The organism is Bacillus sp. G402 (genome assembly GCF_051172515.1).
In the GTDB taxonomy this organism is placed as follows: Bacteria; Bacillota; Bacilli; order Bacillales; family Bacillaceae; genus Bacillus; species Bacillus altitudinis.
Map to the genome: position 1 here is coordinate 295,748 of NZ_JBPIZC010000003.1, position 18,685 is coordinate 314,432.

Annotated in this window: 18 protein-coding genes; 7 read left to right on the top strand and 11 right to left on the bottom strand. The window is 40.5% G+C overall.

Annotated elements, in window-relative coordinates; all coding sequences use genetic code 11:
* Positions 1–211 precede the first annotated feature (211 nt).
* The gene (locus ACSBQP_RS15040; protein WP_035703090.1) at positions 212–1,252 is read left to right on the top strand and encodes an acyltransferase family protein; all 1,041 of its coding nucleotides are present in this window, start codon (positions 212–214) and stop codon (positions 1,250–1,252) included.
* 19 nt (positions 1,253–1,271) lie between these two features.
* Here the strand turns inward: ACSBQP_RS15040 and ACSBQP_RS15045 are convergent, their stop codons facing one another.
* Together ACSBQP_RS15045 and ACSBQP_RS15050 are read right to left on the bottom strand one after the other, a co-directional pair.
* Positions 1,272–2,054 (bottom strand): glucose 1-dehydrogenase, encoded by a 783-nt coding sequence (locus tag ACSBQP_RS15045; RefSeq protein WP_017366553.1) that lies wholly within the window; start codon positions 2,052–2,054, stop codon positions 1,272–1,274.
* A 112-nt stretch (positions 2,055–2,166) separates the two neighbouring features.
* Complete coding sequence (locus ACSBQP_RS15050) at positions 2,167–2,595, bottom strand: cell wall hydrolase (RefSeq protein WP_008342138.1); 429 nt, start codon at positions 2,593–2,595, stop codon at positions 2,167–2,169.
* Positions 2,596–3,134: 539 nt separating this feature from the next.
* Between ACSBQP_RS15050 and ACSBQP_RS15055 the strand changes: the two genes are divergently transcribed.
* A complete protein-coding gene (locus tag ACSBQP_RS15055) occupies positions 3,135–4,196 on the top strand; it encodes a DUF4352 domain-containing protein (RefSeq protein ID WP_007498351.1) in 1,062 nt (353 codons plus the stop codon).
* A gap of 29 nt (positions 4,197–4,225) precedes the next feature.
* Here the strand turns inward: ACSBQP_RS15055 and ACSBQP_RS15060 are convergent, their stop codons facing one another.
* The 4 genes from ACSBQP_RS15060 to ACSBQP_RS15075 all read right to left on the bottom strand — a co-directional run bounded on the left by ACSBQP_RS15060 (position 4,226) and on the right by ACSBQP_RS15075 (position 6,907).
* On the bottom strand, positions 4,226–4,450 hold the full coding sequence (locus ACSBQP_RS15060; protein WP_435028558.1) for a hypothetical protein: 225 nt from the start codon (positions 4,448–4,450) through the stop codon (positions 4,226–4,228).
* A 51-nt stretch (positions 4,451–4,501) separates the two neighbouring features.
* Positions 4,502–4,813, bottom strand: coding sequence for a hypothetical protein (locus tag ACSBQP_RS15065; RefSeq protein WP_017366552.1), 312 nt, complete (start codon positions 4,811–4,813; stop codon positions 4,502–4,504).
* A gap of 172 nt (positions 4,814–4,985) precedes the next feature.
* The gene (locus ACSBQP_RS15070; RefSeq protein ID WP_050826896.1) at positions 4,986–6,167 is read right to left on the bottom strand and encodes an ABC transporter permease; all 1,182 of its coding nucleotides are present in this window, start codon (positions 6,165–6,167) and stop codon (positions 4,986–4,988) included.
* Positions 6,167–6,907 (bottom strand): ATP-binding cassette domain-containing protein, encoded by a 741-nt coding sequence (locus tag ACSBQP_RS15075; RefSeq protein WP_007498365.1) that lies wholly within the window; start codon positions 6,905–6,907, stop codon positions 6,167–6,169. Before ACSBQP_RS15075 ends, ACSBQP_RS15070 begins: the two co-directional genes overlap by 1 nt.
* Before the next feature lie 160 nt (positions 6,908–7,067).
* Between ACSBQP_RS15075 and ACSBQP_RS15080 the strand changes: the two genes are divergently transcribed.
* Positions 7,068–7,769 (top strand): LytR/AlgR family response regulator transcription factor, encoded by a 702-nt coding sequence (locus ACSBQP_RS15080; protein ID WP_017366549.1) that lies wholly within the window; start codon positions 7,068–7,070, stop codon positions 7,767–7,769.
* 11 nt (positions 7,770–7,780) lie between these two features.
* On the top strand, positions 7,781–8,746 hold the full coding sequence (locus tag ACSBQP_RS15085; RefSeq protein WP_017366548.1) for a sensor histidine kinase: 966 nt from the start codon (positions 7,781–7,783) through the stop codon (positions 8,744–8,746).
* Positions 8,747–8,782: 36 nt separating this feature from the next.
* On the opposite strand, the gene ACSBQP_RS15090 is transcribed toward ACSBQP_RS15085, so the two are convergent.
* Positions 8,783–9,712 carry an aldo/keto reductase gene (locus ACSBQP_RS15090; protein WP_008342143.1) on the bottom strand — a complete coding sequence of 310 codons (930 nt, stop codon included), beginning with the start codon at positions 9,710–9,712 and terminating at the stop codon, positions 8,783–8,785.
* Positions 9,713–10,178: 466 nt separating this feature from the next.
* On the opposite strand from ACSBQP_RS15090, the gene ACSBQP_RS15095 reads away from it, so the two are divergent.
* A complete protein-coding gene (locus ACSBQP_RS15095) occupies positions 10,179–11,219 on the top strand; it encodes a DUF4352 domain-containing protein (RefSeq protein ID WP_008342147.1) in 1,041 nt (346 codons plus the stop codon).
* Positions 11,220–11,267: 48 nt separating this feature from the next.
* Here ACSBQP_RS15095 and ACSBQP_RS15100 read toward each other — a convergent pair whose 3' ends face one another.
* The 3 genes from ACSBQP_RS15100 to ACSBQP_RS15110 form a co-directional block, all read right to left on the bottom strand.
* Positions 11,268–12,359 carry an SEC-C metal-binding domain-containing protein gene (locus ACSBQP_RS15100; RefSeq protein WP_024719014.1) on the bottom strand — a complete coding sequence of 364 codons (1,092 nt, stop codon included), beginning with the start codon at positions 12,357–12,359 and terminating at the stop codon, positions 11,268–11,270.
* Positions 12,360–12,552: 193 nt separating this feature from the next.
* Positions 12,553–13,491 carry a response regulator gene (locus ACSBQP_RS15105; RefSeq protein ID WP_060832041.1) on the bottom strand — a complete coding sequence of 313 codons (939 nt, stop codon included), beginning with the start codon at positions 13,489–13,491 and terminating at the stop codon, positions 12,553–12,555.
* A gap of 4 nt (positions 13,492–13,495) precedes the next feature.
* Complete coding sequence (locus ACSBQP_RS15110) at positions 13,496–14,782, bottom strand: ATP-binding protein (RefSeq protein WP_435028561.1); 1,287 nt, start codon at positions 14,780–14,782, stop codon at positions 13,496–13,498.
* 518 nt (positions 14,783–15,300) lie between these two features.
* Here ACSBQP_RS15110 and ACSBQP_RS15115 point away from each other — a divergent pair.
* Together ACSBQP_RS15115 and ACSBQP_RS15120 are read left to right on the top strand one after the other, a co-directional pair.
* Complete coding sequence (locus ACSBQP_RS15115; protein ID WP_008342152.1) at positions 15,301–16,281, top strand: glutaminase; 981 nt, start codon at positions 15,301–15,303, stop codon at positions 16,279–16,281.
* 33 nt (positions 16,282–16,314) lie between these two features.
* A complete protein-coding gene (locus ACSBQP_RS15120) occupies positions 16,315–17,742 on the top strand; it encodes an alanine/glycine:cation symporter family protein (RefSeq protein ID WP_017358609.1) in 1,428 nt (475 codons plus the stop codon).
* Positions 17,743–17,781: 39 nt separating this feature from the next.
* Here the strand turns inward: ACSBQP_RS15120 and ACSBQP_RS15125 are convergent, their stop codons facing one another.
* A complete protein-coding gene (locus ACSBQP_RS15125; RefSeq protein ID WP_041508187.1) occupies positions 17,782–18,642 on the bottom strand; it encodes an alpha/beta fold hydrolase in 861 nt (286 codons plus the stop codon).
* Between the last annotated feature and the right edge of the window lie 43 nt (positions 18,643–18,685).

Below are 18,685 nucleotides of genomic sequence, written 5' to 3' on the forward strand. Positions count from 1 at the left end.
CCAATCTTTCATTGGCTTCTTTTTTTACATTGTTATAAAAAATGGGAAATGTAACATCGAGATGTCAAAAAGCTTCCTTCTGTCATCTGATCGCAAATGTGTCTTCTAATCGTTAGCGAACTGTAAACGCATTGTAGGTGTACCTTTTATATAGTAGAGGTACATATGAAGTAACGGTTTACAATGCTGAGAAGGAAGGAGATGACTGGCCATGAATAAACGACTCGACTGGGTGGATGCGGCTAAAGGAATCGGCATTCTGCTCGTCGTTATGGCACATGTACCCATTCCTGATTCATTCAAGCAATTTATATACTCATTTCATATGCCACTCTTCTTTTTACTATCAGGTATGATGTTTCGATCATCCTCACAACCTGCTATATCATTTATACAGAAAAAAGCGAAAAGCTTGCTCTTACCTTATCTCTATTTCTCCATTATTACGTACGTTTTCTGGTTCACGGTGACCCGATTTTTCGCCTTTAAGGGGCAAACAGATATTGATCCCTTCGTTCCATTTACGGGAATTTTCATTTCAAATGCCGATGAAGCAAGACTGACGCATAACCCAGCCATCTGGTTTTTAACGACGCTCTTTTTAGTGGAAATGTTGTTTTTCTTAATGCATCGTCTGACAAAAGGAAAACCAGCTGTATTGATGTTACTGACCGTCCTTTGCGGTGGAGCCGGATATGCTTCCACGCTATTGTTAAACCAGAGTCTCCCTTGGAATGCCAATGTTGCGTTAACGGCTGTTGTGTTTTATTCAATCGGATTTTTAGCAAAACAATGGTTTGTGGAATTAAAAACAGATCCTACCCTTCTGTTATGTACAGGTCTGCTTGTACTGACTGCATATATGCAAAGCTTTAATTCACGAATTGATATGCGGGTCAATGACTATGGGGATCTATTCATTTTTTATGCTTGTGCACTGCTCGGTTCAGCTGCTGTTATTTATTTAAGCTTCAAATTGAAAACGTCCACGATATTGACGTATCTCGGACGTCATTCCATTGTGATTCTCGTCCTGCAATTTGCCGGTATCGATATCATGAAGGCATTTGTTTATTACGGACTAGGCATCAATATCTCTGATACAGCGCAGCTTTCTTGGACGCTCTTTTATACGATCGGTACATTGCTGCTCATGGTGCCATGTATCTCTTTCTTGAGCAAGTATCCTATGCTGCTCGGCAAACCAGCAAAGTCAGCACACCGCTACAAAGAAAAAACATCCGCCGGCTAATGGGGCGGATGTTTTTCTATTATTCATCATTTAATTGAGAAGGATAAAGCGTCATTCCTCCATCAACAAATAATGTAGTACCTGTAATATAGGCCGCTTCTTTCGATACGAGAAATGCAGCGGCGGACCCAATCTCTTTCGGATCGCCAAACGTTCTCATTGGAATTTTCTCAAGTTGCTTTTGTTTTTTCTGTTCATCTTGAAGGTCGTCATTTGATTCCGTTGCCATTGTACCTGGTGCAATCGCATTGACCCGAATACCCGCTTCGGCATAATCAAGAGCCAGCGTCTTCGTCATCATATTCATTCCTCCTTTAGAAGTAGAGTAATGAACATTGAACGGACGCGGGATCTCTTGATGGACACTGGATATATTCAAGATTGACCCTTTCACATCATGCTCCATCATATAGGCAATCGCTGCCTTTGCTCCTAAAAATGAGCCTGTGATATTCACATCAATGACCTTTTGCCATTGTTCCAACGTCATTTCATGCGGCATTGCTTCTTCACCGTTAAAGCCTGAATTATTGACGAACACGTCTAGTGCGTTAAAATTCTCCAGCGCGGCATCCATTAACGCCTGAATTCCTTCCTCTTTGGAGACATCTGCGTGTACTTTCACCGCCCTACCTCCATGCTGTTGAATGGCTTGTACTGTTTCTTCAGCCCCCTCTTCATCGCCTTTATAATTCACAACCACGTTCATTTGTTCTTGTCCAAATCTCAAGGCAATGGCTTGTCCTATGCCTTTAGAAGAACCTGTCACAATGGCTGTTTTCCCTTTTAAATCTTGATACATCTTCATTTCCTCCAATCACGTGCTTCATCTTGTTGATACACAATGGTTACCCATTTTGAAAAAAAGAAAAACACAATCCTCTTGAATACAAAGGATTGTGCTGTTCATCAAGCTAAAAGGTGTTATAAACATTCTCACATGTTTCAGCTGTGGGCTGGTAAAAGCAATGTGACTTATACCTTGCCACAAACGGCTGATTGTACCAAGTGGATGGACAATTTCCAGGCGGTTTGAAATACCAAAGGCTGAATTTCGCAGGCCAAAATCGTTCACCATTAATGTTCCTCCGTGCAAGTGTCTTTTCACTTTCTCGTGCTCGCTGATAAAAATAGCCATGCGTGACTGCCTCAAACGCATGCTCCTGATAAATCATTTGTGGAATCGTACGCAGCCCTTTAAAGTCAGAACAGTTGGCACGCAAACGATTGATGCCTACATTTCCTACAAGCAGCATCCCTTGTTTCCCTTCACCTTCCGCTTCGGCTCTCAGCAGTCTGGCCATTAAATCAATATCAGAGCTTGTCGCTCTTACCACTGCCATACATCCACCTCCCATTCATTTCTCTTTTATTTTATGTAGGGTTTCTGTGTAGATGACTGCCATTTTGAAGGGAAAAGACACATTCCGTGTCGAGAGCCTGTCTAAATACCTCAACATTTCGCTGGACAAGTGTCTCTATGTCAACAACACACAAACCTAGTGATCATACACATCACAGGAAAAAATATTCATTACTAACGACTCATTTACAAGTCATAAAAATCCTTCTATTTGCTACATCTTCTTCAAAAACAGTCATTTGAACCTATTCAATAATCCGACTCAAAACCTTAAAATATAAAATGTTGAGTTTTTACAGGAGATTTCAAACAATAAAATACACATTTCTCCTCTCAACATAGTGTCATTTTTACTACTTGAAGTGGATGAACCTTTCGAACGCACTGAGGTATTGACAGTACTTTCGCTTCATTCTACAGTAAAAAACATACAGTATTTTTCTTTTTGTGCAAAAAGAACGATATGAACTAAAGCTTTCCAATGAAATTCACCATAAAACCCGAGGAGGAAAACATCTCATGTTTAAAAAGAAATTATCCCTGTTTCTTCTGATTTTGTGTGTAACTGTTGTCGCTGCTGCTTGTAGTGGTGGAAAAGACAAAACTGCTGCGAAAGAAAGCGATACAAAAAAATCTCTTGATGCAGCTGAAGTAAAAGTAGAAAGTGCTGAGTACACTTTACCACCTCAATACGATACATCTGTTCAGGATGATCAGTATGTCCTAAAAGTGAATGTATCTGTAAAAAACATCAGCAAAGAACCATTGAATGTGGATAAAAGCAACTTTACGCTTTACCAAGATGACGCTCAGGTGTCTACCATCTCTCCTGATGACTACAACGAAGTATTATCTTCAAGTTCTCTAAATGCAGGTAAAGTATCAAAAGGTGGTCTTTTCTTTGTGGTTGATAAAGAAAAAGACTATCAATTGGTTTACACAGAGCCTGGTTCTGGATCGAAAAAAGATGACAAAACACTAGAATTCGATATTAAAGGAAAAGACTTGATGAAAAAGGCAGATACACTTCAAGCGTCTGCAAAAGCCCTTTCTTCTTATATTGATGTCATGATTTTTGGTAAGAAAAATGACGATTTCGAAAAACTAACAGGTGATAACAAATCAACTGTCGTAAACGAATTTGATAAATCATTCAAACAAGGCTATATTTCTTCTTCTGGTATTTCATCTAGCTCAGCAAAAGACGAAAACCTTGATAAGCTTCTAAAAGCTGTGAAAGAAACATTAGCTGAAAAATCAAAAGTATCAACGAAAACAAAATCAATCAGCGGTGATAAAGCTGTCGTGACTGTGACACTTACACCAATTGATGCAAGCCCGCTTGTCGATCGTTTAAAAGAAAAAGCAACTGAATTCTACAGCAAAAACCGTACAGCATCTTATGATGATGCTCAGAAATATCTACTTTCTATCTATCCAGATGAATTTAAAAAATTAGGACCATCATCTTCTGAAGAAACAGTAGAAGTGAACATGAAGAAAAACGATATCGACCAATGGAAACTTGATTTGAACGACTACAAAACAAGCTCATTGGTTGAAAAGTTCATCAAGAACTAAAGAAAACCCCCGGTTCCCGGGGGTTTTCTTTAGTCTTTTTTCGATTGATGTCTATATTTGATTCCGACATACAAGCAAGTAAGGAAGAAAATGGTGACCCACACCCAAAAGACATTCACCATCAATAATGTGGTGGCTACTACGATCAAAATTGTGAGATCTAGTTTTTTTTCTAGTTTTTTATGGGTGAGAACGAAAATGATTAGTAGAAAAGCGATGAAACAGGTGATTCCATAACTGAAAGCTGCGGGCAATTTTCGCACCTCCTTATTACAAGGCCTATACTGACAAAAGGATACAACATACTATGAAGATGAATTCCCCTTTTCAGCATCATATCCTTTTATGATGTCAATCGGATCAACTGCATCATCTTCTTGTATGTATTCCTCTACATAAGGAGTGATTAATTTCTCGAAACTTTGCTCATCGCCTTCATAGTCAGATGGGAATAAATGTGCAACAGAACTACCTGTTTCTAAAGCTCTATCAATTGCATTTCTCAATTCTATCAGTCCTTTTTTATTCCCTAAAATGAAAGCTTCAAAATGATGTGTTTGCTGAGCATATATATTACATAACCCCAAAACATCATCATCTTCTAATTGATCACTCATATACAAAACCCCTTTTAAGTGAAATGAAGTCAATTTTACACGACTGAGCATTTTTATTCTATCACCTCATTCACATTGTGATCCCTTTTTTATCACTCACTTAAACATACAAAACAAAAAACTTGTAGAAAAAATCTACAAGTTCTTCATTTCTATCAATGAAATGTTCTTTCTATTTCGCAAGCATCCATTTCTCTTTCATAAACAAACTTCTCACGATGACAAACAAGATCATCACTGTCAGCGCCGAGGAGCCGAGCGTCAGGCCAATCGACATTGGGTCAACGATGCCAAACATCAATTGCTTGCATAGTGCGTGAATATTAAGGAATGGGATCGCAAAGTAATACGTATCTAGCTGCATAGCGCCTGCTCTCATGGTGAAAAACATCGGAATCACACCTAGTGTAATGATCATGGACATGTACGATTGTGCTTCTTTCACTGAGCTTGAAACGACACTGAGCAGCAGTTCAATCATGGATACCATGAATGAGAAAATAATTAATGCCGCAAACATAACACCGATGATGCTCCACACTTGATCTCCGAAGTTCAGCGCTTGTTTCAGCTTTTCTGTAAAGAGCAATGTAGAGAGCAGCAGCATACCAATCGCCACAATGCCACTTAATATACCAAACATAGAAACAGCTAGCCATTTTCCAATCAAAAGCTGAAGTCTGCTGGCCGGTGTCAGGAATAAAGCTTCAATTGACTTTCTATCCTTTTCACCTGCTACGATATCAAGAGCAGCTGGCAAAGCACCTGAGATCACGGACGTCACTAAAATCATTGGAAGGAGAATCGACAGCAGCATGGTGGTCACACCGTTTTCTCCGTCCCCGTCCTCTCCTTCTTGCACATCAACCGATTGCACCTCAAATGGATGAATCACTGACGATTTGATCTGATCCTGTGCCAAACGCTTTTCTACGACTTGGTTTTGATACTGTTCAAGCAATGATTGCAGCATTTGAACCGCAATCACGGAATCATCATCTGTTGGATACCCATGGACTTTAATGGCAAACGATGTTTGATGCTGAAGCATATCGCCTGCATCTTTTGGCATTTCTAGATAAGCATTTGCCTCACCGTCTTTAACGGCTTGCTGCGGGTCATCAAAAGTTTCAAGTTTCAGGTTTTTCACTTCTTTGATCATGTCATTCATATCGGACGGAAGCTTTTCATTGATTGCGACTGTATACGTTTTATCGCCTGGATCAGCGATCATGCTTTCGTAGAAAAACACGAGTCCGAGCATCGTCAAAAGAGGGATCAACACTGTTAAGAGCAACGTTTTCCTGTCTCTGAGCGAATCTGTCATTTCTTTTAAAAAGACGGTTTTCCACATTATGCATTCCCCCTTGCGAGCTTCGACATAAAGATGTAATTCAAGTCTTCACTTTGTTCCTGTGCATATAATTCTGGAAGCGTTCCTTTGTACACGAGCTCCCCTTGATGAATCATCATGACACTGTCACAAAGCAGGCTGACTTCTTCCATGATGTGGCTTGAAAATAGAATCGTTTTATTTTGCTGTTTCAACTGATGAATAAACTCTCTGAAAATATTACTCGATGTGATATCTAAACCTGTTGTCGGTTCGTCAAACAAAATAATGTCAGGGTCATGAATCAATGTTCTGGCAATCGCCACCTTTTGCTTCATCCCTCTTGAAAATCCTTTTACCTTGCGATCCATGTACTGCCTCATCCCGAATCGCTTTGCCAAATCCTCAATTCTTGCTTTGATTTCATGCTGATCTAAGCCATATAATTTCCCAAAGTATTCAAGGTTTTCACGAGCCGTCAAACGGTCATAAAGTCCCGTCTCGCCGCCAAATAAGACCCCAATTCGCTTCTTCACTTCAGTTGCTTCTTTGACTGTATCAAAGCCTGCAACATTGACTGTTCCATGAGTAGGCTCCAATAATGTCGCAACGGCGCGTAATAATGTGGTTTTCCCCGCACCATTTTCTCCTAAGATGCCGACAACTTCTCCTTCCTTCACGGAGAACGTCATATGTTTCATCGCCTTTACGACTTTTTTCTTATCTGTAAACCAGCAACTACAATCGCTGAGAGTAATCATTTGGTTCGCCCCTTTCGACTATCTACGTCTATGATAGAAAAAATACCGCCTGTCTGACATAAAAATGTCGCGAAACGTCCTTTTTCTGTCTTGAAATGATCCATTTTAAAAAACAAATGGTAAAATAGACAAATAATAAGAAGAGTCATAGGTGATTTTTATGATAAAAGTAGGTCTTGTCGATGATTACCGAGTGGATTTAGAAAAGCTGCATGCCATTGTCGGCAGAATGGATACCGTTGACATCGTTTTTGTGACACAGTCAGCGGAGGATGCATATGAGAAGGTCAAACAGGGCGACATTGATCTATTGTTTGCAGACATTGAGATGCCTGGCATGTCAGGCTATGAATTAGCAGACCTTATTCACTCTCATGCACTGAATGTAGATGTTGTATTTGTGACGGGAAACAGTGGGTATGCTGTTCATGCCTTTGATTTGAATGTCCATGATTATATTATGAAGCCCTATCAAGCTGATCGAATTGCCAAATCTTTAGAGCGCTACATGTCCACCAAGCAGGAGAAAAGCATTCACGGACGGCTTCTCATCAAGCAGCAATCAGATATCCATGTACTGCAAAAAAAGGATGTCATCTTTGTTGAACGTACTGGCAGGTCGACGACCATTGTCACAACAACAGGAGATATTCAAACATACCAAACTCTCAACGAGTTAAAAGGTGATTTAGCTGAGAAAGACTTTATCCGCTCCCACCGGTCGTTTATCATCAATATTCATTACATTAAGAACTTTTCGGCGTATGCCAAAAATTCATTTATCGTGTCTTTTGAAGGGACTGATAAAAAAGCCATGATGACGAAGCAGCAATTAGAATACTTTAAGAAATACTACTTTTAAGGAGAACGAACGTGAACGCTTTTTATCTTGGATTTCGCATATATACGCTCATCTGGCTGGGTCTTGCAGTTCATGCTGCTGCTAAAGCTGTTCTGCCTTTGTCATCAAGCATGGTGTGGCTTCTGACCTTTTGCATCATGTGCCTTTACACCTTTTTCATTTACAAAAGGTTTTGGCTAGGTATGAGTGGTTACGTGATATTAGGCGCTTTTGTGCTCATCACCTGTTCAGGAATTTCACTTTTTCTCAATCACGGAAATGGGCTCAGCCATCTTTTAACTGTCATCATCATTTTGACAGCCGATCTCCTTTCCTTCAAGATAATGCAAACGGAGCAACGATTAAATGGACGGCTTCAAGAGCTGATTCATGCTGAGTCGAGAACCAATGACTTGCTGCTTGAGCTGCGAAGTAAACACCATGAAACAGCTAGACATTTAAATGCCTTTTCCGCATCGAATGACGAGCATGAGATCAAAGATTTGATTCAGCAATATGTGAAACATTTCCCTTGGATCAAAGGGGAAAATGCTTATTTGGCCTCAACCCTTCATTCCTTTTTCCAGCGGGCTGAAAAAGAGGACATCGCCCTTTCACTAGATCTTCAAGCACCCTTTTCTTCTCTGCCTTTTTCTAAGGCGGATCAGGTGAGTTTTACTGGCAACCTGCTTGATAACGCATTAGACGCCGCCATTGAAGCGAAGCAAGCTGGGAACGAGGGAAGCATCTCGATCACGACTTCCATACGGAGCGGGCTCTTTTTGATTCATTGTGAAAACAGTACGAAGGGAATGGAAAAACACGTATTAGATCATCTGTTTAAGACGTTTGGCCGCTCGACAAAAGGCGGTGATCATCAAGGTATGGGTACTTATATCATTCATCAGCTTGTTGAAAAGGCAGACGGCACGCTTGATTTTACGTATCGTTCTCCAAACCTGAGGCTCGTGATCAAGATTCCTCTCACAATGGCATAAAAAAATAAGGTGCTGCTTGGCACCTTATTTTTTATATTATGAAAAGATCTGATCGATTTCGTTGATTTCTTCTTTTGTTAACTGAACATCGTTTGTTTTCAAGTTTTGTAAGACTTGCTCGGCTCGTTTTGCACCCGGAATTATGGCATCAATGCCATCCTGCGCCAATAGCCACGCCAGCGCTACATGAGCTGTTTCGGCATGTTTTGATTGCGCAATGGCCTTCAGCTTGTCTACTTTTTCGAGGTTTTGAAGGAAAGCATCACCTTGGAAAAGCGGGTCCTTTGCTCGAATATCATCAAATGTCGCATCCTTTGTAAACTTCCCGGTCAACAGGCCTGACGCCAATGGAAAATAAGGGATAAAGGAAATCCCATGCTCCACGCAGTATGGGAGAAGGTCTTGCTCGGCCTGACGTTTCAGCAGAGAATACTCTGATTGAAGCACGTCTAGGTATCCATCTCGATTAAAGGTTTGAAGCTGTTCAAAATCAAGGTTTGATGCCCCAATTGCCCGGATTTTCCCCTCATCCTTCAATTCCTTTAAAGTACCGGCTACTTCATCCAGCGGCGTGCGACCGTCTGGGAAATGCATATAGTACAAATCAATATAATCGGTTTGCAGCCTCTTCAGGCTGTCTTCGACCTGCTGTCTTAAGAAATCTCGGCTATTATCCAGTTCAATTTGTCCGTTTACTTCTTTATGAGCCCCTTTTGTCGCAAGAACCAGTTCTTTTCTGCCGCCTCTTTTGGCAATGATCTCGCCAATCAATTCTTCTGAACGGCCCAGCCCATAAATAAAAGCAGAATCTAAGAAATTGACACCATGATCAAGAGCTGTTTCTACTAGCTCCCGCCCTGCATCTTCACTCAGATTCGGGAATAAATTATGCCCGCCTACTGCATTTGTTCCAAGCCCTATCGGATTCACCTGTAAATCAGTTCGTCCAAGCGTTACTTTTTTCAAAAGCTCATCTCCCTTATCTGCTTAATCATCCTTATTTTCCCATGAATCATTTTCAACATTCAAGTATTCTGCTCTCTGAAAATCAATCTGGAGGTGGACGCTTTGAAAGAAAAAAGTTTTGCGATGTGAATTCTAACACATCTTTTGAAATGAAAACTACCTCCACTTCAAGAATTTTATACAAAAAACATTTAAAACCCATGATAAATAGATAAATTAATTCTTATTAACTAGTATATTCTACTTATTAAATTCCGTTTTTTATAGGTATTTGTGTAAAAATCTATCAAAGATAGGGACTAAAACCTATTCCTCATCACGAATGAAATTCGATAGAATGAATAGTGCAAATCGTCATTAGGATATTTTCCCCTTTAACACCCGAATATACCATTCTATCTGTTTCTTTTTTCTCAGTCAGATAACGGGAAGAAAATGACGAAAGAAAAGCAAAGGAGCATCAACTGTGAATCTTAAAAAAATAAGTGCACTCCTCATGATTTCATTCGTGATGATCATCTCTGCAGCCTGCCAGAGCTCAGCAAAATCAACAAAGGCTGACCAAAAATCAACAAAAACAGCAGAGGTAAAAGTGAATAGCTACGAATATACGTTACCAGAAGACTCAACAACTACCTTGCGAGACAATGAATTGGTGTTAAAAGTCAACCTGACGATCACCAACAAAGGTGATAAAGCCCTTTCACTATATAACTCTGATTTCACCCTTTATCAGGACGATGCCAAAGTCTCTGATTTAAAATTCTACGGCAGTAAAGACCGCCTTGATCTTGGGTCATTGAACAAAGGGAAATCACTATCAGGAGCGCTTTATTTCCTAGTAGATAAAGGTAAAAAATATCAGTTCGTGTACCAAGATAGCATCAAGAAAAACAGCGATTCGATCGAAATTGAACTAGACGGCGAAAAGATACTAGATACAGCGAAAAAGCTAGATAACCCAGCAAAAGCGCTATCTGCTTATACAGATCTCATTGTTTTTGACAAAAAGAATGATCAATTCTCAGAATTAACAGGTGACAATCAATCAGATGTCGTTAATAAATATCACGAAATGTTCGTGAAAGACTTTAAGAGAAGTGCGGGCATATATGGAAACGAAGTCAGTGACCGCGATATTTTATCCATGTACAAACGCATGCAAAATACAATGAAGGATAAAGCGAAAGTGGAAACAAGTGTGAAAACCATCTCAGATGACGAAGCGAAGGTTGTCGCTCAAGTAACCGGTATTGATGCTTCTAACTTAAAAGACAAACTAGACAAACAAAGAGATGAGTTTTACAACGGCAAAATCCGTTCGAAAGAAGAATTGTATAAGAAAAGCTTGAATATGTACGCATCTGAGTTTGAAAAGCTTCCTCCAGTCTCAAGCCCTGCTGAGTATGAAGTGAAAATGAAACGTAACGGAGATGGTCAGTGGAAAATTGACCTCAATGATTATAATACAGAGCAATACATGAGTGGTTTTATTAAAACAAGATGATGAAAAAAAGACGCTGACTCCTTGAAAGGTGCCGCGTCTTTTTTCATGCTATGATACAGTCGTCTCTTGCTCTTCTTTGACCGCTTTTTCAATGTCTTTAAATCGGCTCGATACAGTGGACGCACTAATGCCATACTTTTTAGCAACTTGTGCTTGAGAAAGCGGGGCATCACTTGCAAGTGAATGAATATAATATTCGATTCCCGCAGCAAATGACGCCGCTTTACGGATCACAGGTGCTTTCTGATCACAGTAAGCTTTCCAAACCGTTAAAGCGCCATCTGTCAGGCTTTGGTCACCGTGCTCTTTCATCCCGTCTTCAATCAGCTTGGCTGTTTCCAGCTGAACATCACTAGCCCAGTCCATCCGATCTGCTGATAGCCCTACTGTACTTCCTTCTGTTTGAGCAGGCGCTTCTGTTTCTTCAACTTCTTGCTTCGCAAACATACACTTCAGCACTTCAGGGAAGGCTTCTCTCATAAATGTGCTGCGTGCTCCTCCGTTTGCCTCATGTGCTTCAACGAGCTGGCGAACCTGAAGAAGAAGCGTATCAGTAAACTCTTTCGCAAACATCGTATATTGAATGAAAAACTCTGCCTTTTCTTCAAACTGAACAGGGAAACCTAGAACAAGACTACCTTTCTCTGGCAGCACAGTTTGATCCGGCTTCACATCAACTTCAACCTTCTCAGCTGTCACCATATTCTCAAAGTAAAGAGACTCGTCCGTTTTTTCATTTAATAAAAGCAAAGATGGCTCCATGTCTGTCCAAGATTCAACCACTTGTCGTGTTTTAGGACGGGTAATATCTTCTGCTTTTTTTGTCAGGAATTCTTGGAAGATGGTCTCTTTCTTATCTGTTAATGGGCGGAAGAAAATGCCCCATACACTCAAATGAAAGACTGAGATTTGTTGCGTTTCTTTATCCATATCTGCTAGGAAAGAAAACTCATTAATGAATTGATTGATCGCTCTCTGATGCTTAGAGAACGCATAATTCATTAAATCCTTTTGAACTTGTACAGCTTCCTTAAACACAAGCTCAGACGTTTGTTCTCCGCCTGACTTTTGACCACAGCAATGTTTATATTTTTTTCCGCTTCCGCATGGGCAGAGCGCATTTCGTTTAATTTTTCCCAAAATAAAACCTCCGACATTCTAGTCTAACCTCACTATTTTAACAAACGATTGCACAGGAGAGTTTTATTTTCAAGAAAAAAGAAAAATCAGAATGATCAGATAAATAACAAAGACGTCTAAAAGAGCAAGGCGGCTCATAGTCAAAAGCACTCTGTCTCTGTTTATTTTCTCCAATCATTCCAATAGATTTCCCTCAGCTCATCCCTTCGAATAGCTGCTTTGCTTCAAAATAAAAGATTTGCACGAACTTTTTCGTATTGACTCTGCCTGTTGACCCTGCAGATGAAGAAGTCTTCTGCATTTCTTTCATTCTTTGGCTGACATCAGTGAAATCAAAAAACTTCGACGCATAGTGCTCAAATTTAGGATTTGAAAAATCTGTGAGCCCAAGTGATGCGAAATGATTTAAGGAATGATGGATGGCTCGTCTAATTCGCTGCTCTGCTGCTTTCACTTCCCGCATTACTTCCACATCCGACGCACCACGACCAAGCTTTCGTTCCGCCGTTTTGATAAATAGCTGCTTTAATGGCGGAAAATTCACCTCATGAGAATTGGCTGTCTGCGTTTCATGTAAGTAGATCAAGATCTCTAGTAAATCCTTAGAGCCACTCTCTCCGACAATTCCTAATTCAGATAGGAGGAATTCCCCTGCCTCTTTCATCGTTCTTCGCTTTGATCCAGTACCTGTCTCATGAGAAAGCACTGGCTCTAATGGCAGCACATGCCGAAGAGAAGCTTGAATATCGTAAATTGATTTTTCGAGCTTGATCCGCTCCATGACCTTTCGAATGACACTGACAATCTCAATTCGATTGACGGGTTTATGAATATAATATTCAATTCCAAGTTCATAGGCTTCTGCCATCATCTCTTTTGCTTCTACTTGAGATATCATGATGACCTTTCCTTTGAATTCAGGGTGAATATGACGTATGGTTTGAATGCCGTCTCTAGCTGGCATTAAAAGATCAATCAGAAGGATGTCTACTTTTTTCAGGTTCAATGAATGCGCTTCTAATCCAATGCCGTCATCAGCTTCATCCACGACCTCTCCTAGATCCTCATCCTCAATGATCTGACCTAAAATCGAGCGTATTGCACGATCATCATCTGCAATGAAAAATCGCATACACTCACCCTCTCTGTATTAAATTTTTTATCGGAAGGACAAGCTGAAAAGCTGTTCCCTTCGTTTCTTTCTGCTCAATCTGGATTTGACCGTCCAGCTCTTGAACCAGCTCTCTCACATAGGATAAGCCAATCCCAGTTGACGGTGTTCCATATGCATCAAATTTTGAGGTATATCCAGGATCAAATACAATCTCTCTCAATTTCTCAGGAATACCCGGTCCATCATCCTCAACCCGAATCTCTATTTTATCATGACTCCCTTTTAATACGAGTGAGATGGCTCCATCATCCTTGATTGCTTCAACTGCATTTGCCATTAAATTATTAATCAGCGATAAGAAAATGAACACATGATACTCATGCAAGTGAATGCCTTTTATATCAGATGTAAAGGAAATGTTCTTCCCGAGAGATAGCGCATATTTCTCTTGAATGCGAATCACGATTTGAACAAGATCCTCTGCCCTCATATAATCTTGCATATTCTCCTTGGAAATTAGCTTTGAAAGCCCAGCGTAAATACGCTGATTGTCCTTTTTGACTTCATGTATTTCCCCTGCAAGCTTGAGCAGCTCTTGACTCACTTTCTTTCCTGCCTCATGTTCATTCAGCAGACGATAGAGCCGATAGGATTCTTGCGTTATGTGCTCTGTATGATTTAACGTTTTCTTTAAATGAACTGTTTCCTCATATAGATTTGAAATGACCATCATCATATGCTCATTTTGCTTCATGATTTGTTTCTCTCTTGATTGTGCCTCATACAGCCTCATCATATTAAAAAAGCTGATGACCACGAAGCTGTGAGCAAATGCAATGAGCATCATATCACTCAGCTTTGAGAAAGTCATGGTTGTATCAAACACTAAAAATTGTACAAACAGCTCAACAAAATCAGCAAGCAGTTCAATCATCAGTCCGATCAGCCCAATAAAAATGGAACGTTGCTTGAAACGTCCTGTACGGACAACAAAGAAAAGAAAAGCATAAGTAAAGTAAAAAAAGAAGCTCGGAAACTGCTGATAAAATGACAGAGCCAAATCAGCTTTTTGCTGAATAAGATCTAAACCTACTCGAAATAGGACAATGGCTGCACCTGTTAAAAACCCTGGCAGCAATGGTCTTGATTTTCTTAAAAGTAATAAGCAAAAGAAAAACGCAGGTGCCCCAAAACTAATACGAAATGTTTCATTCACAGGATAAAACTTCAGCTCTCCCGCAAGCGGCACAATGACGATCATAAAAATCAAAATAAATGCGTCTTTTTTGACAAGCTGGTTTAAACTCAAATGACTGACATCCCTTCCCCTGTTTACATAGCCACAGTATACAAGGAGACTCTTTGCTTCACAATGAGCAAAAAAATTATTTTCACGGCTACTTCTCTCTTCAAAATCATTTTTTATGACTATTCTCCGAGGAGGCATGGTGACCTTTCAGCTATTCTACGATTTGGAGATTGTCTACAATAATGGGAATTGTTTAGACAATTGCATGCAGACTGATTTTTTATTTGTAAGTTTTTCTGTAGATTTTCGTCAGATTGTGTAGTTTCCAAGATAAATTGAATAAATAATTTTAGTGAAACTATATGTAAGCGTTTTCTTACTTTTCACTAAAAACCCTTTTTGTTGTTTCGCCGCCAAAGCCTTCATTTGAACATATATTTAGGTGTAAAGGAGTGGTACAAGCAGCGCATGACAAGTTCTTTGAAGATGTGTAACATGTTTTCGTGCCTATTTGATCGCATTTTTTGTCATCCGCCAATTCAATAGGGTACTTTTTGATTTTTGATTGGAGGAATCGTATGAAAACAGCAATTTCTAATAATACACAACACGCATGCCAGTCTTCTGTTGATCAATGGGCAGAAGAAATACGTCCGTATTACAAAAACGGGCAGAACGCTGGCTACATTCCAGCACTCGGAAAAGTAAATTCCTCTCAACTTGGTATCAGCGTGATAGGCCCAGATGGATCATCTGTACGTTATGGTGATTGGGACGTTCCCTTTACCCTGCAAAGTATCTCAAAAGTCATCAGCTTTATAGCTGCCTGTTTAGGAAGAGGCGTTCCGTACGTCTTGGATCGGGTAGATGTAGAGCCAACTGGTGATGCATTTAATTCCATCTACCGCCTTGAGATGCATAAACCAGGGAAGCCCTTTAATCCAATGATTAATGCTGGAGCTATTACCGTATCCTCCATCCTTCCTGGAAAGACTTCTACAGAAAAGCTAGCATATATTTTCGATTTAATCGAAAACTTAATAGGTAAGCGTCCTTCTGTTAATGAAGAGGTTTATCAATCAGAATGGGCAACTGCACACCGCAACCGGGCACTTGCTTATTATTTAAAAGAAACCAATTACTTAGAATCAGATGTCGAGGACACGTTAGAAGTGTATTTAAAGCAATGTTCCATTGAGGTTACAACAGAGGACATCGCCTTGATTGGACTGATTATTTCAAGTGATGGCTACCATCCCTTTAAACAAGTCCAAGTCATCCCAAAAGATATCGCAAGACTAACAAAGGCATTGATGCTGACATGCGGCATGTACAATGCGTCTGGTAATTTTGCTGCTTTCGTAGGCGTTCCAGCCAAAAGTGGTGTGTCTGGAGGAATCATGGCTTGCGTTCCGCCAAGCGCAAGAAGAGAATTCCCATTTCAGACAGGCTGCGGTATCGGCATTTATGGTCCTGCCATTGACGATTGTGGAAATAGTATTACCGGTGTCATGATGCTGAAGAAACTCGCCAAAGAGTGGGATCTCAGTATTTTTTAAAGAGAACAGTGATGAAATCGAAGAGGTGATGTTATGAACGAAAAAGCTTTGCTATCTTATTTAACAACTACAAATGATTTTATTTGGACTTATCTAATCATTGCTCTGTTACTTGGAGTAGGGGTCTACTTCACATATAGATCACGCTTCCTGCAAGTCAGAATGCTGAAAGAAATGCTGCGTGTTCTAAAAGAAGGAAGAAAAGAAAAAGAGGGAATCTCACCGTTCCAAGCATTTGCCATCAGTATGGCAGCACGTGTCGGAACAGGGAATATCACAGGGATTGCCATCGCTATTGCGATCGGTGGACCTGGCGCAATCTTCTGGATGTGGATCGTAGCGATTATCGGTTCTGCTTCAAGCTTTGTTGAAAGTACACTAGCTCAGGTGTATAAAGTAAAAGATAAAACAGGATTCCGCGGTGGACCTGCTTATTACATGGAAAAAGGATTAAATAAGCGCTGGATGGGGATTTTATTTGCCATCCTGATCACGATCTCTTTTGGGATTGTCTTTAACGCCGTGCAATCAAATACAATCACCGTCGCTTTTAAAAACTCTTTTGGCCTAGATCGTTTAACTGTCGGAATCGTTATGGCTGTTATTTTTGCGTTCATTATTTTCAAAGGGATCAAAGCGATTGCAAAAGCATCTGAATATATTGTCGTTTTTCTTGCCGTTGCTTACATCGGGATTGCTTTCTTTGTCATTATCACAAATATCACTGAACTACCAGGTGTCATCAGTACGATTGTGAAGCACGCTTTCGGATTTGAACAGTTTGCCGGCGGCACATTAGGTGGAGCATTGTTACAAGGGATTAAACGCGGTCTCTTCTCAAACGAAGCCGGTATGGGTAGTGCCCCTAACGCAGCAGCAACTGCTGTCACGAGCCACCCCGTCAAACAAGGATTAATCCAAGCATTTGGTGTGTTAACAGATACGTTAATTATTTGTACAAGCACAGCCTTTCTTGTTCTGTTCTCTGATGCGTATAAAACAACCAATCTGGAAGGAATTGAGCTAACTCAGGCTTCATTAAGCCAGCACATTGGCCCTTGGGCTTCTGGATTCCTGGCGATCATGATTTTCTTATTCGCTTTTAGTACGTTAATTGGTAACTATTACTATGGTGAAACGAACATTGAGTTCTTGGGAGCGAATAAAATTTGGCTCAACATCTATCGTGTTGCTGTCATTGGCATGGTTCTTTTCGGAGCTGTTGCGACTGTTCCTCTCGTTTGGGGTCTAGCCGACTTATTCATGGGTCTCATGGTCATCGTCAACCTCATTGCCATTACCATGTTGTCCAAAGTCGCCTTTGCAGCACTGAAGGATTACATGAGACAGAAAAAAGAAGGCAAAGATCCTGTTTTCTATAAAAACGCTGTTCCAAACAATGAAGAGATTGAATGCTGGGACGACGAACCTGTTTCCTTGAAAAAGAATCAAATCGGATAAAACAAATAAGCTCTGGTCATATGATCAGAGCTTATTTCTTTATGTTAAAAATTCGAGTATGAGCTTATTCACGACATCTGGCTTTTCATGATTGATCCAATGGGTGGCATCATCGACAAAAATCAGCTGTCCATTTGGGCAAATTTTGATCGTTTCTTTTGCGAGCTTTCTGCTTAGAAACTTGTCCTCCATTCCCCAAATCATTCGGACAGGCACGAGAATTCGTTTGGAAATCGGTTTTTCAAAGCCGCCTTTTTTAATCGCTCGATACCAATTCAACATGGACGTAATGGCTCCCGGCTGCGTCCATGCCAGCTTATAGCTTGAGACATCTTCCTTCGTGAACAGATGAGGTCTAGCAGACAATCCAATGGCTTCATCCAGTCTTTGAAAGTGATTTTCTTGAAGGGCTGCCTCTGGTACATTTGGAAGCTGAAAGAACGCGATATAAGAGCTCTTCTTCCACTGCGGCGGATAAAACGGAAGGACCTTCATCATCACACGAGGATGCGGCATGTTGACGATGATTAATTTTTCTACATATTGAGAACGGGTTGAAGCAAGATGCCAAGCAACAGCTCCACCCCAATCATGTCCGCCGACAATGGCCTTTTGATTTGGGCTCAGCGCCTTAATTAATCCCACGATATCATCTCTTAATTTGTCTAAGACGTATGATTCGACTCCTTCTGGTTTGTCACTCAGATGGTATCCCCTTTGATCAGGAACAACGACACGATACCCCGCCTCAGCTAGGGGGAGGATTTGATTTTTCCAACCATACCAAAACTCAGGAAATCCATGCAGCAGGACCAGCAGTGGGCCATCTTCAGGACCAGCCATTGCTGTATGGAGCTTTATGCCGTTTGTTTGAATATATTGAAACTCAACTTGATCCATTCCTTTTCCACCCTTTCCCCATGTCTTATCATTCTTCCAACAT